Below are 18532 nucleotides of genomic sequence, written 5' to 3'. Positions count from 1 at the left end.
CCCCCAGACCCCCTGCATCCGAACTTCGTTCGGATCTGCTCAAGCGCCGCAGGGGCTCAGTCGAGCAGCCGCTGCCCCACGTACTCACCCTTGCCCGGCCCACCCGGCACCGCGAACAGTCCGCTCGACTCGTGCCGGATGAACGAGGACAGCGCGTCGCCGCGGTCGAGCTTGCGCTGCACCGCGGTGAAGCCGCGCAGCGGATCCGCCTGCCAGCAGATGAAGAGCAGTCCGGCGTCCGGCGTTCCGTCCGCCGCGATCCCGTCGTGGTACGAGAACGGGCGGCGCAGCATCGCGGCCCCGCCGTTCTGGTCGGGGCGTGAGATGCGGGCGTGGGCGTCGGCCGGGATGACCACCTTGCCGTCGGCGCCCACCTTGTCGAGCTCCGGCTCCGTGGTCTCCGTACCGCCGGTCAGCGGCGCACCGTCCGCCTTGCGGCGGCCGATGACCTTCTCCTGGGCGTCGACCGAGAGCTTCTCCCAGTCGTCGAGCAGCATCCGGATCCGGCGGACCACCGCGTACGAGCCGCCGGCCATCCACGCGGGGTCGCCCGAGGACGGCACGAAGATCCGCCGGTCGAAGTCGGATTCCGAGGGCTTGGGGTTGTTGGTCCCGTCGACCTGCCCCATCAGATTGCGGGCCGTCATGGGGTGGGCGGTGGCGCCCGGCGAACGGTTGAAGCCGTTCATCTGCCACCGCACACGCGCCGCGCTCCCCGCGTCGTTCTGCAGCGCACGCAGCGCGTTGAAGGCCACGAGGGCGTCATCGGCGCCGATCTGGATCCACAGATCGCCCTCGGAGCGCTTGCGGTCCAGCTGGTCCGAGGAGAACGGCGGCAGCGGATCGAGTGCGCCGGGACGCTGCTTCTCGAGGCCCGTACGGGAGAAGAAGCTGTGGCCGAAGCCGAAGGTGACGGTCAGCGAGGACGGGCCCGCGTCCAGCGCGATGGCCGTGGCGCCGTCCGAGACCTCGCCCCGCATCAGCCGCTCGGCCGTCGCCGACCAGCGCCGCAGCAGCGCCGCCGCTTCCTTGCGGCCGGCGCCCGGTGCGAGGTCGAAGGCGATCAGATGGCCGCGGGCGTGCAGCGGTTCGAGGATGCCGGGCTGGTGCTCGCCGCCCCGGACGGCCTCGGTCGAGCCGAGCGTCGACAGCGCGGCCGGAGCGTCCGATGCGGTGGCGGCGTACCCGGCCGCACCGCCCGCCGCGCCGAGCACCAGGCCGCCCGCGCCGACGGCACCGGCGGTGCCGAGCAGCCGCCGCCGCGAGATGCCCTCGGACTCGGACACCTCGGGCGCGCCCTCGGCCAACTGATTCGTGTCCTGCATGGTTCAGCCGATCTTCACGTTCTTGCGCACGGTCACTTGGTCGATGTCCGAGGTCCGCACGGTCACCGCGAGTTCCCACTCGCCGCCCATCGGGATCTGCACGCCGGTCGACGACCAGTGTCCCGTGACGATGCGGTCGGGTGTGACCGGCAGCGGGCCGATGTCCTTGGACTCCAGAGTGAAGGCGACCGTGACCTCGGGGAGGTCGAAGGGCTTGCCGTTGGGACGGGTCGCCCAGACGTGCAGCTCATTGGCGCCCGTACGCCCCGGAGTCATGTCGATGCGCAGATTGCCCTTGCCGTCCTCGCCCTTGGTGTCGAACGGCAGGGTGAGGTCGAGCGGCTGGTTCGCGGCGGCCGCCGGTGCGGACTGCTCCGACTGCTCCACGGTGCGCCCGGGTTCCGTCGAGGTCAGCACCGTCGTCACGGCGAGCAGCACGACTGCGACCCCCGCCTCGGCGAGGACCGAACGCCGCAGCCCGGCCCGGCCGGGGTCCGCGTCCCGCAGCCGCTTCTCGCGGGCCGCGGCCACGGCGGCCTGCTGACGGGCGAGTTGAGCCGCGCGCTTGGGGTTCTTCGGAGTCTTGCCCGCGGCCACGCCGACCTTGGCCCGCTGCTCGACCACCTTCGCGCCGGGGCCATCGACCACCTTCGCGCGGCTGCCTTCGGCGGCCTTCGCGCCGCTCTCGGCCGCAAGCGCCGACGGATCGGCCAGGCCGGCGGTCCAGCGCCGCGAGATCCAGCCGACCCCGAGCAGCACGGCGACCAGGCCGATCTTCACGATCAGCAACTGCCCGTACGACGTGCCGGTCAGCGCCGACCACGAGCCGACCTGCCGCCACGACTGATACAGACCGGTCCCGGCGAGCACGACCACCGACCAGAAGGCCAGCGACGAGAACCGCCGTGCGGCCGAGGCCTCGAGGGACGGCACCTTGAACAGCGCCACGAGCAGCGCGGTCAGACCACCGAGCCACGTCGCCACGGCCAGCAGATGAAGGACGTCGACGGGCATCGCGATCCCCGTCTGGATCCCGCTGGACGCGTGCTCGGCCAGCGCCCACGTCGAGGCGATCCCCGCCGCGACCACGGTGCCACCGATCGCCAGACCGAAGGTCAGGTCCCGCTTCTCCCCGGCATCCTCGCGCTTCGCGTACGCCCCGAAGAGCACCGCGATGAACAGGGCCGCGGCCGCGAGAAGCAGCAGCCGCGAGACGAGCGCCGCGCCCGTCTTCGTCTGGAGCACCTCGCTGATCTGCCCGAGGTCGAGGACGTCGGAGAGCTTGCCGGAGTCGGTGTACGGGCCGCGAAGGAGCAGCAGTGCGAGCGTCGCCGCGGTGAGCGCGACCCATCCGTACGCCACAAGGCGCTGCAACGGACGGGCCGTCGCCCCCTTCGGCCAGCAGATGAGGACGAAGGCGGCGCCGCCCGCCATCAAGGTGAAGGCGGCGTACGAGACATAGCGCGCGATGCCGTAGAGCACACCGACCGCACCGCCGCCTGCCTCCTGGCCGGAGAGCTGCACGGTGGTGTCGGAGGGTGCGCCGATCGAGAAGCTGAAGGCGCCCGAGACCGGATGGCTGTCGGTGGAGACCGCCTTCCAGGCCACGGTGAAGGTGCCGTCGGGCAGCCCGGCGACCAGCTGCTTCTCGTACGAGGCGGACTTCCCGCGGCTGACGTCCTTGATCTTGCCCTTGTCGACCCGCTTGCCCTTCGGGTCGAGCACCCGCACCGAGTCGTCCGACATCGCGACCTTCTCGGTGAAGTGCAGGGTCACCTTGTCCGGCGCCTGCTGCACCACCGACCCCTGCCCGGGATCGCTGCCGGTCAGCGCGGCATGCGCGGACGCGGGCGCGGCACCGGCGAGCAGAGCCCCGGTGACGGCCACGAACAACAGCAAGAGCTGTACGAACGGACTGCGGATCCCGCTCGTACGAGGACGGGGGGCGGTGGGCGGCATGGCTTGCGGTCCCCTTTTCTCAGCTGTTCTTCGGGTTGTACGTGGCGTCCTTGACCTCGAGCTCGGTCTTCACCGTGCCCGCCTTCTCGAAGCGCAGCTCCACCTCGACCTTGTCGCCCACCTTCGGCATGGACGTGAGGTCCATGAACATCAGGTGGTTGCCGCCGCGCTCGAAGTCGAGCTCGCCGTCGGCCGGGATGGCGAAGGAGGCGACGTGCTCCATCTTCTGGTCGACCGTGCGGTGGCCCATGACCTCGTCGGCGAGCGGGCTGCTCATCCCGATGAGCTTGTCGGCGCCGCCCTTGTTGACGATGGTCATGAACCCGCCGGCCATGTCCTTGAGCGCGGGCTTGGGCATATAGCCGTCGCGCACGCTCAACCGGGGCTCGGACGCGCCCTGTTCCGTCCCGGAGTCCGAGCAGCCCGCGAGCAGCACCACCGAGGTGAGGGCTATGGCGCCGGCCAGGGTCGCGCGGCGCCTCACGGCTTCTCCCCCTTCATGATCTTGGGGAGGTCCTTGGCGTAGTCGTCCGAGGTGGCTTCCTCGCCGTTGTAGAGGACATAGCCCTCGTCGGTCTTCGGCGAGAACGCGATGACCTGCTTGCCGTGCGTGGAGGTGACGGTGCCGTCCTTCTCCTTCACCGGCTCCTCGATGACGATGCCGAGCGAGCGCGCGCTGGCCTGGATCGTCGGGAAGTCGCCGGTCAGACCGATGAAGGACGGGTCCTGGGACTTCATCCAGGTGCCCAGGTGCTCAGGGGTGTCCCGCTCGGGGTCGGAACTGACCATGATGACCTGGAGCTTGTCGATCTCGGCCTTGGGGAGCTTCTTCTCCAGCTCCTTCTTGGCCACGGCGAGATTGCTCATGGTGAGCGGGCAGACGTCGGGGCAGTGCGTGTAGCCGTAATAGATCAGCGTCGGCTTGCCCTTGGTCCGCTCGCGCAGATCGAACTTCTTGCCGTGGGTGTCCGTCAGGACGAGGTCCGGCTTCTCGAACGGCCGGTCGAGGACCGTCGCCGCCTTCTCCACGGTGATGTCGGTGGCGGCGGGCGGCGTCTTCGAGTCGTCCCCGCTCTGGGTGACGGCGAGGGCGCCGGCCCCGAGGGCCAGCGCCGCGCCGACGGCGATACCGGTGATCAGGCCCACGCGTCGCTTGGGCCTGTCGGCATCGTCGTGCTTCTGGATGGGCATGGGTTTTTCTCTCTCAGCAGGTGATGCGGGTGCGGCCGTCAGGCCGAACGACGACGTCCGGCCAGCACGCCGAACGCCACACCCGCCGCACCCACCAGGATGCCCGCGATGCCGAGCGCCCTTGCGGTGCCGTCGCTGGAGTCGGCGGAGGCGGTGTTCTCCTTGGCGTCGTCGCCGCCCTTGCCGTCCGAGTCGGAGCTCGCGGCCTTGTCGGCGGAGCCGCCGCCGTGGTGATCGTCGGCCGCCTCGCTCAGCTGGAGGACGGGCGCGGGCTTCTCCGGCTCCTCGCCGCCCTCGACCGGCTCCTCGATCCAGCGCACGACTTCCTTGTCGCTGTACGTCTGCAGCGCCTTGAACACCATCTGGTCGGCGTCCTCGGGCAGCTGGCCGAGCGAGACCGGGAACTGCTGGAACTGACCGGGCTGCACGCCCTTGTCGTCCGCGGTCCAGGTGACCTTGGAGACGGCCTCGGTGATCTTGTTGCCGTGCACCTCGAGCGGCTTGTCCAGCTTGGACTTGGTGACCTTGACGTCCCAGCCCGGCACCGGCTGCGGCATCACGGACGCGAGCGGGTGGTCGGTCGGGAAGTTGACCTCGAGCTTCACGGTCGAGGCGGTGTCGGACTCGTTGGGCACCTTGAAGTTGACGGTGGCGTACGAGCCCTTGGCGGCCTCGCCCTGCGGCTGGACGGAGACATGCGCGAAGGCCGTACCGGAGAGCAGGACGACGGAACCGGCGGCGACGGCGGACGCGGTCAGAACACGAGAGATCTTCATGGCGGAACTCCACTCGGCAGTGGTGAAAGGTGGCGGGACTTCACAACGCAGCCGGCCGTTCGGCGGCCGTGCGTGCGTGTCTGCCGCGCGACACCTCCGTACCGAATGAGGTCGGGAGAGAGCCGCGTCAGGCAGCGAGCGCGAACGGGTCCGCGGGCGGCCCGCGCCTGATCACCGTGTGCGCGAGTGCGGTGGTACGGGGCTTCGCGGGCGGATCCGGCAAGGTGCGGCGGGCGTGCCCGACCGTTCCGGGCGCACCCGGAAGGCCGGCCCGCAGGGCGCGCACCAGCGCGAGCGCGGCGCGCAGCCTCCGTACGAGCGCCACCTCCGCAATTCCCTGCACCGAGAAGACGGACAGTTCGACGACCCGCGTCAGTGCGAGATCACCGCGGCGAAGCAGCCAGCCGAGCGCGAGCGCGGCCAGAAGGTGGCCGAGCAGCATCGGCAGATCGGGCAGCAGGTGCGCGCCCGGAGCCATGCCGTCGGGCATGTGATGGGCGTGGCCGCCCGCGGTCGGCGGGGCGAGACCCGCGTTCGCGAGAATGCCGTACGCCTGGTGAGGGCTGGTGACCACGGCCCCGGCCCCGCACAGCAGACCGGTGGCCTGCTCCATCGCGGAGTGGTCGGCCATGCTCTGCGCGGCCATCTGCTGGCTCTGCCCGAACAGACAGTGCAGCCCCAGCTGGCCCACCGCGAGCGCACCGGTGATCGCCGCGGCGGAGCGCGGCCGTCCGGAGAGCGGCACGGCGACCGCGAGCGTCAACAGGAAGCCGAGGCCCAGGGACCAGACCGGCACGGCTCCGTGCGAGGCGAGGAGGTGCCCGCCCGCGGACAGCGCGACACAGACCGTGGCGAAGGCCACGGCCCTGAGCAGCCGGAACTCGGTTCCGGACCGTGGTGCGCGGGGCTGGGGGGCAGGCATGACCGGCTCATCATCGCACTGGGCTTATCCCGTCCGTACGGCAGGTCCGCAAGGTCCGGAACGTGAGGTTCTGCCCAGGGCCCGGGTTTCTTTACACGTGGTGATGTATGCGGCACATCCGCCGTATGGGCGGCATCACGTCAACTCGGCGATTGCAGAAGGCCGTAGGCGGCAATACGTATCGGTATGCCGAGCCGCAGCCGGGAGGCCTGAGACATGAGTCTTTGGTGGTCGCTCCACTTGCGGCGCGAGGCTGCCAGCGTTCCGCTCGCCCGCCGGTTACTGCTCGGCACGATGGAGACCGCGGGCGTCGACCCCGACATCTCCTTCGAACTGTCGGTCGCGCTGACCGAGGCCTGTGCCAACGCGGTGGAGCACGGGGCTTCGGAGTACGGCTCCGGCGAGCCCCGCCCGGATCAGGACGCGTACCGGGTCACGGCGTATCTGGACGGCGAGAAGTGCCGTATCGAGGTCGCCGACTCGGGGCCCGGTTTCCCGCTCGCCACGATCGAACGGCCCACGACGCGTGACTACACCCCGCCGGCGGACTGCGAAGCGGAGCACGGCAGAGGCCTCGGCCTGATCGAGGAGATCGCCGACCACGTCTCCTTCGCCAATCGCGACGGCGCGGTGGTCAGCTTCGACAAGATCCTGAAGTGGCGCACGGACTCACCGCTGGTCACGGTCTGATTTGCCGGCCCCGCTCCGGCCCCTGCGGGCTCACCGCTTGGGCAGCACCGCACACAACGCATCCAGCGCCGCCCCGTACGCATGCTCCGCAGGAGCGGCGTACCCCACCACGAGGCCTTCGAGAGGTGAAGCCCCCGCATCCGGATGCCGGAACGCCGACAGCCCGTCGACCGCGACCCCCGCCCGCGCGGCCCGCGCCAAGGTCCCCGCCTCCGTCCCGGCAGGCAGGCGCAGCACCGCGTGCAGACCGGCCGCGATCCCGGACACGGTCACGTGCGGGGCCCGCTCCGCGAGCACGGACACCAACCGATCCCGCCGCCCCCGGTAGCGCTGCCGCATCCGCCGTACATGCCGGTCGTACTGCCCGGACGCGAGGAACTCCGCCAGTGTGAGCTGGTCGAGCGCGCTCGCCCACGCCTCCCGTTCGCCCTTCACGCCGACCACCGCGTCGACGAGATGCCCCGGCAGCACCATCCAACCCAGCCGCACCGCGGGCGACAGGCTCTTGCTGACCGAGCCGAGATAGATCACGTGCTCGGGGTCCAACCCCTGTACGGCGCCGACGGGTTCGCGGTCGTAGCGGAACTCGCCGTCGTAGTCGTCCTCGAGGACGAGCCCGCCCCTGGACGACCGTGCCCACTCCACCGCGGCCGCCCGCCGCCCGGACACCAGCGGCCCGCCCGTCGGGAACTGATGCGCCGGGGTCAGCAGCACGGCCCGCGCACCGGACGTCAACTCCTCGGTCCGTGCGCCCTGTTCGTCGACCTCGATGGGCACCGTACGCACGGAGGCGGCGTCCATCAGTGAGCGGTGGAACCCGAGCCCGTACGCCTCGACGGCCAGCGGACCGCGCAGGACCCCGCGCCCGGAGCCGCCCGCGCCCCCGAACAGCAGCCGCAGCGCATGCGCGAAGCCCGAGCAGACGACGATGCGGTCCGGCTCCGTGCGCACTCCACGCGCCCGCGCCAGATACTCCGCGAGCGCCTCGCGCAGCTCGGGCCGCCCGCGTGGATCGCCGGGCCCGAAGGCCTCGTTGGGCGCGGAGGTCAGCGCACGGCGGGCGGCAGCGGCCCATGCGGTACGCGGGAACGACGCCGCGTCCGGCTTCCCCTGGCCGAGATCGTGCACCACCACCGGCCGCCGCGCCCGCGCCGCCGCTGCGGCGGGCGCCTGGACAGGGGAACCCGCACGCCCCGTGGAACCCGCACGCCCCGTGGAAACCGACCGCGCCGCCACCCGCGTCCCCGACCCCTGCCGCGCCGTCAGCCACCCTTCGGCGACCAGCTCGGCGTACGCGCTCGCGACGGTGTTCCGCGTCAGCCCCAGATCCGCGGCGAGCGACCGGTACGGCGGCAGCCGCTGCCCCGGCCGCAGCCGCCCCTCGGCCACGGCGGCGCGCAGCGCACGGATCAGCGCCGCCCGCCGGCTGCCGCCGCCGTCGAGCTCCAAGTGCAGGTCGGCGCCGATGCGTTCGGCCTGGTCGGCCCAGGGGTCGCTCATGCAGCGGACCCTAACGGCCACCCCGCGTCCGTATATACGCAAGGGACGGCACGCCGGTCGCGCACCGTCCCTTGCGTACAACCCGTACGGGCGGATCAGCCCTTGAGCGAAGCCATCCAGGCCTCGACGTCCTCGCTGGTACGCGGCAGCGCGTCCGAGAGGTTCCGGTTGCCGTCCTGGGTGACGAGGATGTCGTCCTCGATCCGGACGCCGATCCCGCGGTACTCCTCGGGCACCGTCAGGTCGTCGGCCTGGAAGTACAGACCCGGCTCGACCGTCAGGCACATGCCCGGCTCCAGCGTGCAGTCCACGTACGCCTCACGGCGCGCGGCCGCGCAGTCGTGGACGTCCATGCCGAGCATGTGACCGGTGCCGTGCAGGGTGAAGCGGCGCTGGAGGCCGAGCTCCAGGACGCGCTCGACCGAGCCCTCCAGGAGACCCCACTGGATGAGCTTCTCGGCGAGCACGCGCTGGGCGGCGTCGTGGAAGTCGCGGTAGGCGGCGCCCGGCTTGACCGCGGCGATACCGGCCTCCTGGGCCTCGTACACCGCGTCGTAGATCTTCTTCTGGAGCTCGCTGTAGCGGCCGTTGATCGGCAGCGTGCGGGTCACGTCCGCGGTGTAGAGCTCGTTGGTCTCCACACCGGCGTCGAGCAGGAGCAGGTCGCCGGAGCGCACCTCGCCGTTGTTGCGCACCCAGTGCAGGGTCGTGGCGTGCGGGCCCGCGGCGCAGATCGAGCCGTAGCCGATGTCGTTGCCCTCGACGCGGGCGCGCAGGAAGAACGTGCCCTCGATGTAGCGCTCCGAGGTCGCCTCGGCCTTGTCGAGGACCTTCACGACATCCTCGAAGCCGCGCGCGGTGGACGCGCAGGCCTGCTCCAGCTGCCCGATCTCGAACGCGTCCTTGACCAGCCGCGCCTCGGACAGGAAGACCCGCAGCTCCTCGTCGCGCTCGGCGGTGACCTTGTCGGTCAGCGCCTGCTCGATTCCGGCGTCGTGCCCGCGCACCACGCGGGCCGGGCCGGTGGCCCCGGCGAGCGCGTCGGCGAGCTTGCGGACGTCGGATGCGGGGATGCCGTACAGCTTCTCGGCCTCGGTCAGCGAGTGCCGGCGGCCGACCCACAGCTCGCCCTGGCCGTCCAGCCAGAACTCGCCGTTCTCGCGGTCGGAGCGCGGCAGCAGGTACAGCGTCGCCTCGTGGCCGCCCTCGACCGGCTCCATGACCAGGACGCCGTCCTCGGTCTGGTTGCCGGTCAGGTACGCGTACTCGGTGGACGCGCGGAAGCCGTACTCGGTGTCGTTGGACCGGGTCCTGAGCTTGCCCGCGGGGACCACCAGACGCTCGCCCGGGAAGGCGGCGGACAGGGCGGCGCGGCGGCGGGCGGTGTGCCCGGCCTGGGCGATCGGCTCCAGATCCGTCAGCTCGGTGTCCGCCCAGCCCGAGCGCATGCTCTCGGCCAGCTCATCGGACACGCCCGGGTACAGGCCGTTCTTCCGCTGCTTGATGGGCTTCTCGGCTGCCTCTTCTGCTGCTTCTTCGCCGGGCTTGTCGGTGAGCTCTTCGGCCACGGATGCCTCCTCGTAGTGACCTGGGGACCACCGTCCATCGTATGTCCGTACGGAAGCGGTTCCACGGCCTGTACGTATGGCCAAACTCACGCGAAAGGCATCCCGGTCTAGCAAACCCGAGCAGAAGGGGCAGGCCGCTCCTACTCGAAACGGGCCGCGAGCAGCACCACGTCCTCGTCGCTGTCCGCCTCGTCCCGTCCGTCCGTGAGCACGGTTCTCAGGACGTGATCCGCGATCGCCCCGGGGTCGTCCCGCAGTGCCTTCGGCACGCTCGCCGCGGCCGCGTGCAGCCGGGCGAAGGCGCGGTCCATCGGGTCGCCGGTGCGGTGGAGCAGCCCGTCCGTATAGAGCAGCACGGTCTCGCCGGGCTCCGGGGAGAGGTCCACGCTCGGCGCCTCCCAGCAGCTCAGCATTCCGAGCGGCGCGGAGAGCGAGGTCTCCACGAACTCGGTCCGCCGCTCGCCGATGATCAGCGGCGGCGAGTGCCCGGCCCCGGCGAGCACGATCTTGCGCCGGCGCGGTTCGCAGTACGCGAAGAGCGCGGTGGCGCTGCGCGCGGGTTCGGTGAGGCGAAGCAGCAGTTCGAGATCGGAGAGCACGGCGACGGGGTCCTCGCCCTCCATGACGGCGTACGCCCGCAGGGACGCCCGCAGCCGTCCCATCGCCGCGACCGCGCTGGGTCCTGCCCCGGTCACGGATCCGACCGCGAGCCCGAGCGCGCCCTCCGGCAGCGGCAGCGCGTCGTACCAGTCGCCGCCGCCGCGCGGGCCGGTGCGGTGCCGGGCGGCGAGCTGGACGCCGGCGACCCGGGGGAGCCGGCTCGGCAGCAGTTCCTCGGCGATGGTCGCCATGGTCGTACGGGCGCGTTCGAGCTCGACGAGACGGGCCAGATGCTCGCCCGCGTACCGCATGTAGAGGCCGATCAGATGGCGCTGGCGCTCCACGGGCTCGGCCGGCTCGTCGTACAGCCAGACCGCCGCACCGAGCCGGTCCGCCGCTCCCGGCCGCCCTGCCGTGTCGCAGGTGAGCGGCACGGCATAGCTGGCCGCGTAGCCGAGCCGGTCCGCGACCGAGCGGTGGCGCGGGTCGAGGTTCTCCTCGGCGAGCAGATCGGGCTGGGCGATCCCGCATTCGCCGGGGCCCAGCGGTCCGGAGCCGTCGAGCAGCCGGCCGTACGAGGTGGCGTCGCGCGGCACGGTCTCCAGATGTCCGAGATCGGCCCGCTCGAGTCCCAGCCCGGTCATGGTCTCGGGGCCGAGCCGGTCGGAGGGTTCGAGGATGACGAGTCCGCGGCGGGCTCCGACCAGTGCGGCGCCGGCGCGCAGCAGTTCGCGCAGGCAGTCCTCGAGCACGGCCGTGCGCGTCAGCCGCTCGGTCAGCTCGTGGAGCGTGGTGAGGTCGGATACCCAGCCGGCGAGCCGGTCCTGGATCACGGCCGCCGGGGTGGCGGCCGTCGGGGCGCAAGGGGGCGCCGGGGTGTGCGCGGGGGCGGGAACCGAAGTGGAGCTGGGATCGATTCCGGCCACTTTCGGAAGGTGAGGGGCGTTCATGGCGCGGTTCGCATCCGGTATTCCGGATGTTCCATATTGCTCAATAGCATCGCAAACCCCCATGTCATTCTGCGCCGCCAGCAATAGGTCCACATCTACACGCCCTGGTCTGGGGATGTCCAGCATTGTCCTGCGAGGATTCCTGGTGTCCATGGGGTGCCCGAGGCAACTGTGACGAAAAAGGGAACTTGGCGAAAAACAGCCCTGACCAATCCGTTATTGATGTCGACTGGGCTGCGTTCGACGGCACGGCGGGCGGGACGGGTACGTACTCAGGGAAGAACAGCCACAGTTGGCGCTGTTTCTGAACCAGACGACGGACCTATACGTCCTAGAGAGCGAAGGCCGTGCTCCGGCCGTATGGCTCATGGCGGTTCGCAAGCGGGACAAGCACCCGGGCAGGCAAGGCACAGCAAGCGCCAGGCGCGCGCCACCCACCGCCATGGTTGTAATGGATGCATCTGCAGTGCGGAACGACCAACTGCAGTCAGGTACGAGCATCCGTAGCTCAGTCCGAGCTCCAAGCGTGACGCACGTGTCCGCAATGTTCGAAGTGGTCCGAAGCGGCCCGCAGTGTCGGTAGTGTCTCTGCGTTTTCAACGGAAAGGAACGAGCGCTCATGCGCGAGATCCCCGGAAGGCGACGCAGGCTCCTGTCGAAGCGCTCCGGTGGGAGGCCTGACCAGATCAGAGCGGCCCTGACCTTTGCCGGCACCTGGCAGTGGCCGGTGCTCCCCGGCGTGGGATTGCAGCAGCCGGGATCGCCGCAATGCGCGTGTCCCGACCCCGACTGCGCCACCCCCGGCGCCCACCCGTTCGATCCCGGCATCCTGGCCGCGACCAGCGATGAGCGGATGGTCCGCTGGTGGTGGACCAACCGTCCGACGGCGCCGGTCGTCCTGGCGACAGGAGGCCCGGGCCCCAGTGCGGTGAGCCTGCCGGCCATCGCGGCGGCCCGCTCCCTCGCCGTGCTCGACCGCAAGGGCGTCCGCGTCGGCCCGGTCGTCGCGACCCCCGACCGCTGGTCGCTGCTCGTCGCGCCGTACTCGATGCCCCACCTCGGCGAACTGCTCTACGCCAAGGACCACGTGCCCGGTTCGCTCCGCTTCCACGGCACCGGCGGCTATGTCGTCCTGCCGCCCTCGGAGACCGGCCAGGGAGAGGTCCGCTGGGAGCGCGCCCCGCTGACCGGTTCGGCCAAGCCGTGGCTGCCGGACATCGAGGCCCTGGTGGATGTTCTGGTCGACACCCTCACTCATACGGGTGTGAGCGCGCCCGAGTTCTAGGCAGCTTGGGCGCGCGTGGGGCCTGAGGGCCCCCGGCCGTCGCTATCTTCGGGCTCACCTCCGTTGTTGTGCCGTTCAGTTGAACAGGTGGGTCCGTTGCAGCGAGCACGTATGTCCGCGCTCCTCGCCGTTGTGCTGCTCGCGGTCCTGCTGCCGCTCGCGGGTGCGGCGGCGGGCCCGGCGGGCTCCTTCGACGAAGACGTACTGGCGAAGGACGTACCGGCGAGGGACATGCCGGCGAAGGACGTACCCGCGAGGGGCGTACCCGCGAAGAACGGGGACGTGCGGGCGAAGGCGGACACGCCGGTCGAGGCGCTCGGCGACGGGACGGACGGGACGGCCGGGAAGCCGGCGAAGCAGGCGCGGACCTCCGGTCTGCTGTCCGGGCTCGGCCTGACGACCGCGGCGCAGTGCGGTCCCGAACTCGCCTCCCCCGAGGGCGTCGAGGCCCAGACCTGTGTGCTGAGCCAGGGCCGGGACACGTGGGCCCGTACGTACTACCGCAATGGCACCGGTGAGGAACTGAGTGCGGTGCTCACGCTGATGGGGCCCGACGGACGGACCGTGCAGATGCACTGCGCCGTCGACGAAGGGGACGAGCCCGGGGCGTGCGAGACGCCGCGTGAGCGGACGGCGGGTGAGCCGGAGGCGTACTCGGCGGTGGCGGAGTTCGCGGCTCCGGCGGACGCCGACGGGAGCGAGGGCCAGGACCAGGGTGAGGGTCGTCCGATGCTGCTGCGCTCCGGCAGCAATGCGGCGCCTGCCACGGGCAGTTGAGCGGCGGCGCTCGGCCGGCCGCCCGGCCATCCGGCCGCGGGCATGAAAAGGCCCGGTCGCTGGCGACGGGGGATGCACCAGCGACCGGGCTACTTGAACGGTAACAAGAGATCTGCGGTTCGCAAATTCGATCTCGGCCGGTATCGGCCAATCCGCTGGGGATTTACCTGGGAAGGCCGGGAGTTGTGACCGTTGTCATACGTTTTCTGTGGCTTTCCTATGTCTCTCGGCGATCATGAATGGCCATTTCTGATCACTCGGTGATCGCCCGATGCGCCCGCAATAAGTCATCGCGGACTGACCGGCCGGTCAGCTCAGCGTGACCTGCCGGTTGGTGAGACCGCCACGGGCGCGGCGCTCCTCGCCGGTGAGCGGAGTCTCGTCGGCGAGGGCCGTGGCGAGGCGCTCGGCGAACTCGGCGGCGGGCTTTTCGACATCGGCCGCCGACATGCCGGTCGGCAGGTCCCACACGGGGACCATCAGACCGTGCGCACGGAACGAGCCCACCAGGCGCGTGTTCTCACCGAGGCTCGACGTGCCGGCCGCGTGCAGCCGCGCGAGCGCGTCGAGCAGCTTCTCCTCGGGGTGCGGCATGACCCAGCGCAGGTGGTTCTTCTCCGGGGTCTCGCACCAGTACGCGGCGTTCACGCCCGTGAGCTTCACGGTCGGGATCGCGGCGGCGTTGGCCCGCTCCAGGGAGGCGCTGACCTCGGCGTTGGCGTTCTCCGCGTCCGGCACCCAGAACTCGAAGCCCTCGTGCACGACCGGCTCGAACGGGCCCTTCGGGTCCAGGAGTTCCTGCAGCCGGGGGCCGTCGCCCGAGGTGCGGCGGGCGGCGATGGGGTTGCCCGGCTCGGTGGTGAGCGCCTGGGTGAGGATGTCGGCGAGGTCGCGGCTGAAGTCACCGGACGAGGTGTCGTTCTGCAGCCCGATCAGGACCGAGCCGTCCTCGCGGCGCAGACCCGGCCACGCCATCGGCAGTACGGTCGCGAGCGTCACCGACGGCACGCCCTCGGGCAGACCGTCCTTGAGCGTGAGCTCCACCGTGGCGGCGGGCACCAGTTCGCGCAGCGCGACCCAGTCGCACTCACCCGGCAGGCCCTCGAACGGGCGGTGCACCAGCTCGGTCACGGCCTGCGCGGCGGCGCGGCCGTGGCAGGCCTTGTAGCGGCGGCCCGAGTTGCAGGGGCAGGGTTCGCGCGCGCCGACAACAGGCCAGTTCCCATCAGCGGCTGCGCCGCGGGCCCCGCCGGCGGTCTGCGCCTTCTGCGGCTTCTTTGTCTGAGGGCGCTTCTTGGCCATCGTGCGTCTCCCGGTCACGGCTTGGGCGGTACGGCGGTGAGCCTAGCCGTTGCGCGCCGGATGCCGTGGGCGGTCGCCCGGGGTCACCCGGGCGACCGTGTCAGCCGAGGTCGCCGAACAGCTCCACCGGTCCTGTGACACGCGTAGCGAAGTCGTCGCGCCGGTGCCCGGTCGTCAGCACGACCCACACCGTGACCTCGCCCGCCGTGCCGTCCCGTACACCCCACTCGTCGGACAGCGTCGCGATGATGCCGAGCCCTCGGCCGCCGCGCGCCGTGACCGACGGTGTGGCCGGAACCGGTCGGGTCGGACCGCCCCCGTCCGTCACCTCGACCGTGAGCCGACCGGATGCGTCGAGCCGCCAAGCCGCCCGCACATTGCCGTCGCCCACCATCGCGGCGTCCTCGAGCGGCCTGCCGTGCCGGCAGGCATTGCTGAGCAATTCGGAAAGAATCAGGACGGCATCGTCGATCACCGCTTCGGATACGCCGCTGATACGCAGCTGATCACGCATGCAGTGTCTTGCTCGTCCTACGCCTGCAGGACCATGAGGTACGGCCATGCTCGACGACGCCGGCACCTCCTGTGCCACCACCAACGCCACCCCCGAGACCTCCTTAGCCCCACGCCACGGTGTGGATGCCCCATTGGCCTGGACCGGAAACCGGCCAATCCGCATACGGGACACCGTTATGACGGCCTCATGACGCACTCGGGTCAAACGGATACGGTCCGAACGCGCCGGTGCACTCTGCGTGAGTGACGGCTGGTGCCGGGGGTGGGGCACGGCAACAGGTGCTCAGCCCCGGCCGAGCTGTTCGAGGACCGCGCGCGGGCGGTTGGTGATGATCGCGTCGATGCCGAGCCGGACGCAGAGGTCCACGTCCTGCGGCTCGTTCACGGTCCATACGTGCACCTGGTGACCGGCCCGCCGGAGCTTCTCGATGTACGAGGGGTTGTTGCGGACGAGCCGGATGCCGGGCCCCGCGATCCCCACCCCTTCGGGAAGCCGGCCGTCGCGGGTGCGCGGCGTGAGGAACTGCAGCAGCTGCACGGTGGGCAGCGTCGGGGCGCCGGCCCGGATCCGGTGCAGCGAACGGGCCGAGAAACTCATCACCCGTACCGGAGAATCCGCCGGCGTCTTGGGCGCGTCCAGACCGAAGCGCTTGAGCAGGAGCAGCAGCCGCTCCTCGACCTGGCCCGCCCAGCGGGTGGGGTGCTTGGTCTCGATGGCCATCTCCACGGGGCGGCCCGCGTCCGCGACCAGTTCGAGCAGGCGCTCGAGCGTGAGGACGGAGGTGTCCTCCCACTCCGGGCCGTCCTCTCTGTTCTTCCAGGAGCCGAAGTCGAGGGCGGCGAGATCGGCGAGCTCCAGGGCGGAGACGGCGCCGCGGCCGTTTGACGTACGGTTGACGCGCCGGTCGTGGACACACACGAGGTGTCCGTCGGCCGTGAGCCGGACATCGCACTCCAGCGCGTCCGCGCCGTCCTCGATCGCCTTCTTGTACGCGGCGAGGGTGTGCTCGGGGGCTTCGTCGGAGGCGCCGCGGTGGGCGACGACCTGGATCGACCGGGGATCGCGCCCCGAGGGCTGCGGGGTTTGTGCGGAAGTCACCGCGACATGGTGTCACTTCGCGGGGTACCCGTGGCGTACGTCGGGTGACCTGACGGAGTCTCAGCGGATGCGCCGGTTCCGGCCGCCGCCGAGGATGGGCGACGGACACACAGGTGCGGCTTATGGCGCCCTGACGTCCGGTGGGAAAGGCTTGCGGAGCATAAGTGCGGCCAGCAGAAAAGATACTGACGGACGCCGTGGATCGAGGAGTAGAGCTGTGAGCACCGAGAACGAGGGCAACGAAGTTCCCCCCGCCCCGTCCGTACCTCCTGCGCCTCCGTCGGTTTCGCAGGAAGGCGCCGCCGACGGGGGACCGTCCGACAAGGGCGCCGCCGATGGGGCCGCGCCCGGCGGACCTCGGCCCGATGAGAACGTGACCGCGCCGCTGCCCCCCGTGCAGGCGGGCGAGACGGCGCAGCTGCCGCCGGTTCCGCCGGCGGGTGCTCCCGCGACGCCTCCGGCGGGCGCTCCCACGGGAGCTGCGGCGAGCGCGCCTTCGGGTGCGCCGTATGCCGCGCCGACCGCCGCGGGCGCCCCGGGGCAGCCCGGTGAGCACGCGCACGTCACCGGTGAGCACGCGCACGCCGCCGGTGGGCATGAGCAGCCGCACGCCGCCGCCGGTGGCGGCTGGCCGCCGCAGCCGCCCGCCACGCCCGCGTACGCGAACGGCGGTGGCGGTCAGGAGTGGGGCGCGGGCTATCAGCCGGCCCCCGCCTCCCCCAAGTCCCGCAAGGGTGGTCTCGTCGCGGCCGCGCTCGCCGCCGCGCTGGTCGCGGGCGGTGTCGGCGGAGGGATCGGCTACTGGGCCGCCGAGCGCAACGACAGCGCTACGGACTCCACGACCGTCGCCGCTTCGGACACCCCGGCCGACCTCAAGCGCGAGCCGGGCTCGGTCGCGGGCATCGCGGCCAAGGCGCTGCCGAGCGTCGTGACCATCGACGCGCAGGGCGGTGAAGGTGAAGGCGGCACGGGCACCGGCTTCGTCTACGACCGCGAGGGCCACATCCTCACCAACAACCACGTGGTGGCGACGGCGGCGCAGGGCGGCAAGCTGTCGGCGACGTTCTCCAACGGCAAGAAGTACGACGCCGAGGTGATCGGCCGGGCGCAGGGCTATGACGTCGCCGTCCTGAAGCTGAAGAACGCCTCGGGGCTCAAGCCGCTGGCTCTCGGCGACTCGGACAAGGTGGCGGTCGGCGACTCGACGATCGCGATCGGTGCGCCGTTCGGTCTCTCCAACACCGTGACGACGGGCATCGTCTCCGCCAAGAACCGTCCGGTCGCCTCCAGCGACGGCTCCAGCGCCGCCCGCTCGTACATGAGCGCGCTGCAGACCGACGCCTCGATCAACCCGGGCAACTCCGGCGGTCCGCTGCTCGACGCGCGCGGCGCGGTCATCGGCATCAACTCCGCGATCCAGTCGGCCGGCAGTGGAATGGGCGGCCAGCAGGCCGGCTCGATCGGTCTCGGCTTCGCGATCCCGGTCAACACGGCCAAGAACGTCGCCCAGGACCTGATCAAGAACGGCAAGGCCACCTACCCGATGATCGGCGCCTCGGTCACCATCGACGAGACCAGCCGCGACGGCGGCGCGCGCATCACGGAGAAGGGCGCGGGCGGCACCGACCCGGTCACGCCGGGCGGCCCCGCCGCCAAGGCGGGACTCAAGCCGGGCGACCTGATCACCAAGCTCGACGACCGCCCGATCGACAGCGGTCCGACCCTGATCAGCGAGATCTGGACCCACAAGCCGGGCGACACCGTGAAGCTCACGTATGAGCGGGGCGGCAAGGAGCACACGGTGGATGTGGTCCTCGGGAGCAAGGGCGAAGAGGACTGACCCTTCGCCGTGTCACGGCGCGGTAGCGGGTCCGGTCCCGCCGCTGTGCACGGGGCACCCCCGCAGCCCCGGTCGGGGCCAGGTCCCCAGGTCCGCGATGCGGTAGCCGTCCGGGTAGCCCTTGATCTCACGGTTCTGGCGCGCGAAGTGCGGTGCCCCGCGCGGCGGGAGCAGCCGCACGGCGCGGCCGCGCAGGCGTACCGCGCGGCGGACCAGGGAGCGGGTGAGGGCG

At 71.2% G+C, this 18532-nt stretch carries 16 protein-coding genes and 1 pseudogene; 4 read left to right on the top strand and 13 right to left on the bottom strand.

Annotation, left to right across the window (positions count from 1 at the left end):
• Window positions 1-56: 56 nt before the first annotated feature.
• From efeB to G6045_RS28670, 6 genes are all read right to left on the bottom strand, one after another.
• Window positions 57-1325, bottom strand: coding sequence for an iron uptake transporter deferrochelatase/peroxidase subunit (gene efeB, locus G6045_RS28695; protein ID WP_165335038.1), 1269 nt, complete (start codon window positions 1323-1325; stop codon window positions 57-59).
• 3 nt (window positions 1326-1328) lie between these two features.
• Complete coding sequence (locus G6045_RS28690; protein ID WP_165335037.1) at window positions 1329-3284, bottom strand: copper resistance CopC/CopD family protein; 1956 nt, start codon at window positions 3282-3284, stop codon at window positions 1329-1331.
• A 19-nt stretch (window positions 3285-3303) separates the two neighbouring features.
• Complete coding sequence (locus tag G6045_RS28685; RefSeq protein WP_165335036.1) at window positions 3304-3768, bottom strand: copper chaperone PCu(A)C; 465 nt, start codon at window positions 3766-3768, stop codon at window positions 3304-3306.
• Window positions 3765-4475: an SCO family protein gene (locus tag G6045_RS28680; RefSeq protein ID WP_165335035.1), complete on the bottom strand. Its 711-nt coding sequence runs from the start codon at window positions 4473-4475 to the stop codon at window positions 3765-3767. The genes G6045_RS28685 and G6045_RS28680 overlap by 4 nt, the downstream gene beginning before the upstream one ends.
• A 38-nt stretch (window positions 4476-4513) precedes the next feature.
• Window positions 4514-5251 carry a YcnI family copper-binding membrane protein gene (locus G6045_RS28675; protein WP_165335034.1) on the bottom strand — a complete coding sequence of 246 codons (738 nt, stop codon included), beginning with the start codon at window positions 5249-5251 and terminating at the stop codon, window positions 4514-4516.
• Between the two features lie 127 nt (window positions 5252-5378).
• On the bottom strand, window positions 5379-6173 hold the full coding sequence (locus tag G6045_RS28670) for a hypothetical protein (RefSeq protein ID WP_165335033.1): 795 nt from the start codon (window positions 6171-6173) through the stop codon (window positions 5379-5381).
• 216 nt (window positions 6174-6389) lie between these two features.
• Here G6045_RS28670 and G6045_RS28665 point away from each other — a divergent pair, with 216 nt between their 5' ends.
• Complete coding sequence (locus G6045_RS28665; protein WP_165335032.1) at window positions 6390-6863, top strand: ATP-binding protein; 474 nt, start codon at window positions 6390-6392, stop codon at window positions 6861-6863.
• 30 nt (window positions 6864-6893) lie between these two features.
• On the opposite strand, the gene pdxR is transcribed toward G6045_RS28665, so the two are convergent.
• The 3 genes from pdxR to G6045_RS28650 form a co-directional block, all read right to left on the bottom strand.
• A complete protein-coding gene (pdxR, locus tag G6045_RS28660; protein ID WP_165335031.1) occupies window positions 6894-8363 on the bottom strand; it encodes a MocR-like pyridoxine biosynthesis transcription factor PdxR in 1470 nt (489 codons plus the stop codon).
• A 95-nt stretch (window positions 8364-8458) separates the two neighbouring features.
• Window positions 8459-9931 (bottom strand): aminopeptidase P family protein, encoded by a 1473-nt coding sequence (locus G6045_RS28655; protein ID WP_165335030.1) that lies wholly within the window; start codon window positions 9929-9931, stop codon window positions 8459-8461.
• A 140-nt stretch (window positions 9932-10071) separates the two neighbouring features.
• Window positions 10072-11607 (bottom strand): PP2C family protein-serine/threonine phosphatase, encoded by a 1536-nt coding sequence (locus G6045_RS28650; RefSeq protein ID WP_165335029.1) that lies wholly within the window; start codon window positions 11605-11607, stop codon window positions 10072-10074.
• A gap of 493 nt (window positions 11608-12100) precedes the next feature.
• Here G6045_RS28650 and G6045_RS28645 point away from each other — a divergent pair, with 493 nt between their 5' ends.
• Both G6045_RS28645 and G6045_RS28640 read left to right on the top strand, forming a co-directional pair.
• Window positions 12101-12766: a bifunctional DNA primase/polymerase gene (locus G6045_RS28645; protein WP_165335028.1), complete on the top strand. Its 666-nt coding sequence runs from the start codon at window positions 12101-12103 to the stop codon at window positions 12764-12766.
• A gap of 96 nt (window positions 12767-12862) precedes the next feature.
• Window positions 12863-13543, top strand: coding sequence for a hypothetical protein (locus G6045_RS28640; RefSeq protein WP_235968363.1), 681 nt, complete (start codon window positions 12863-12865; stop codon window positions 13541-13543).
• Between the two features lie 309 nt (window positions 13544-13852).
• Here G6045_RS28640 and G6045_RS28635 read toward each other — a convergent pair whose 3' ends face one another.
• The 3 genes from G6045_RS28635 to G6045_RS28625 form a co-directional block, all read right to left on the bottom strand.
• Window positions 13853-14845, bottom strand: coding sequence for a DUF5926 family protein (locus G6045_RS28635; protein WP_165335027.1), 993 nt, complete (start codon window positions 14843-14845; stop codon window positions 13853-13855).
• 100 nt (window positions 14846-14945) lie between these two features.
• Window positions 14946-15524, bottom strand: coding sequence for an ATP-binding protein (locus G6045_RS28630; protein WP_165335026.1), 579 nt, complete (start codon window positions 15522-15524; stop codon window positions 14946-14948).
• Window positions 15525-15644: 120 nt separating this feature from the next.
• Entirely contained in the window at window positions 15645-16460 is an 816-nt protein-coding gene (locus G6045_RS28625) for a glycerophosphodiester phosphodiesterase (protein WP_165335025.1), read from the bottom strand.
• A 217-nt stretch (window positions 16461-16677) separates the two neighbouring features.
• Here G6045_RS28625 and G6045_RS28620 point away from each other — a divergent pair, with 217 nt between their 5' ends.
• Window positions 16678-18300 (top strand): S1C family serine protease, encoded by a 1623-nt coding sequence (locus G6045_RS28620; protein ID WP_328707936.1) that lies wholly within the window; start codon window positions 16678-16680, stop codon window positions 18298-18300.
• 12 nt (window positions 18301-18312) lie between these two features.
• On the opposite strand, the pseudogene G6045_RS28615 reads toward G6045_RS28620, so the two are convergent.
• Window positions 18313-18532: pseudogene (locus tag G6045_RS28615) on the bottom strand (oxygenase MpaB family protein); the annotation flags it as partial.

The sequence above is a fragment of the Streptomyces mesophilus genome, assembly GCF_011044995.1.
Lineage (GTDB): Bacteria > Actinomycetota > Actinomycetes > Streptomycetales > Streptomycetaceae > Streptomyces > Streptomyces mesophilus.
This window is presented reverse-complemented; position numbering and strand designations above follow the sequence as displayed.

What these genes read in the sequence shown, in the direction of transcription:
- efeB (WP_165335038.1), bottom strand. Translation starts at nt 1,325, where the DNA reads ATGCAGGACACGAATCAGTTGGCCGAGGGCGCGCCCGAGGTGTCCGAG.
- G6045_RS28690 (WP_165335037.1), bottom strand. Translation starts at nt 3,284, where the DNA reads ATGCCGCCCACCGCCCCCCGTCCTCGTACGAGCGGGATCCGCAGTCCG.
- G6045_RS28680 (WP_165335035.1), bottom strand. Translation starts at nt 4,475, where the DNA reads ATGCCCATCCAGAAGCACGACGATGCCGACAGGCCCAAGCGACGCGTG.
- G6045_RS28675 (WP_165335034.1), bottom strand. Translation starts at nt 5,251, where the DNA reads ATGAAGATCTCTCGTGTTCTGACCGCGTCCGCCGTCGCCGCCGGTTCC.
- G6045_RS28670 (WP_165335033.1), bottom strand. Translation starts at nt 6,173, where the DNA reads ATGCCTGCCCCCCAGCCCCGCGCACCACGGTCCGGAACCGAGTTCCGG.
- G6045_RS28665 (WP_165335032.1), top strand. Translation starts at nt 6,390, where the DNA reads ATGAGTCTTTGGTGGTCGCTCCACTTGCGGCGCGAGGCTGCCAGCGTT.
- pdxR (WP_165335031.1), bottom strand. Translation starts at nt 8,363, where the DNA reads ATGAGCGACCCCTGGGCCGACCAGGCCGAACGCATCGGCGCCGACCTG.
- G6045_RS28650 (WP_165335029.1), bottom strand. Translation starts at nt 11,607, where the DNA reads ATGCTGGACATCCCCAGACCAGGGCGTGTAGATGTGGACCTATTGCTG.
- G6045_RS28645 (WP_165335028.1), top strand. Translation starts at nt 12,101, where the DNA reads ATGCGCGAGATCCCCGGAAGGCGACGCAGGCTCCTGTCGAAGCGCTCC.
- G6045_RS28635 (WP_165335027.1), bottom strand. Translation starts at nt 14,845, where the DNA reads ATGGCCAAGAAGCGCCCTCAGACAAAGAAGCCGCAGAAGGCGCAGACC.
- G6045_RS28630 (WP_165335026.1), bottom strand. Translation starts at nt 15,524, where the DNA reads ATGCGGATTGGCCGGTTTCCGGTCCAGGCCAATGGGGCATCCACACCG.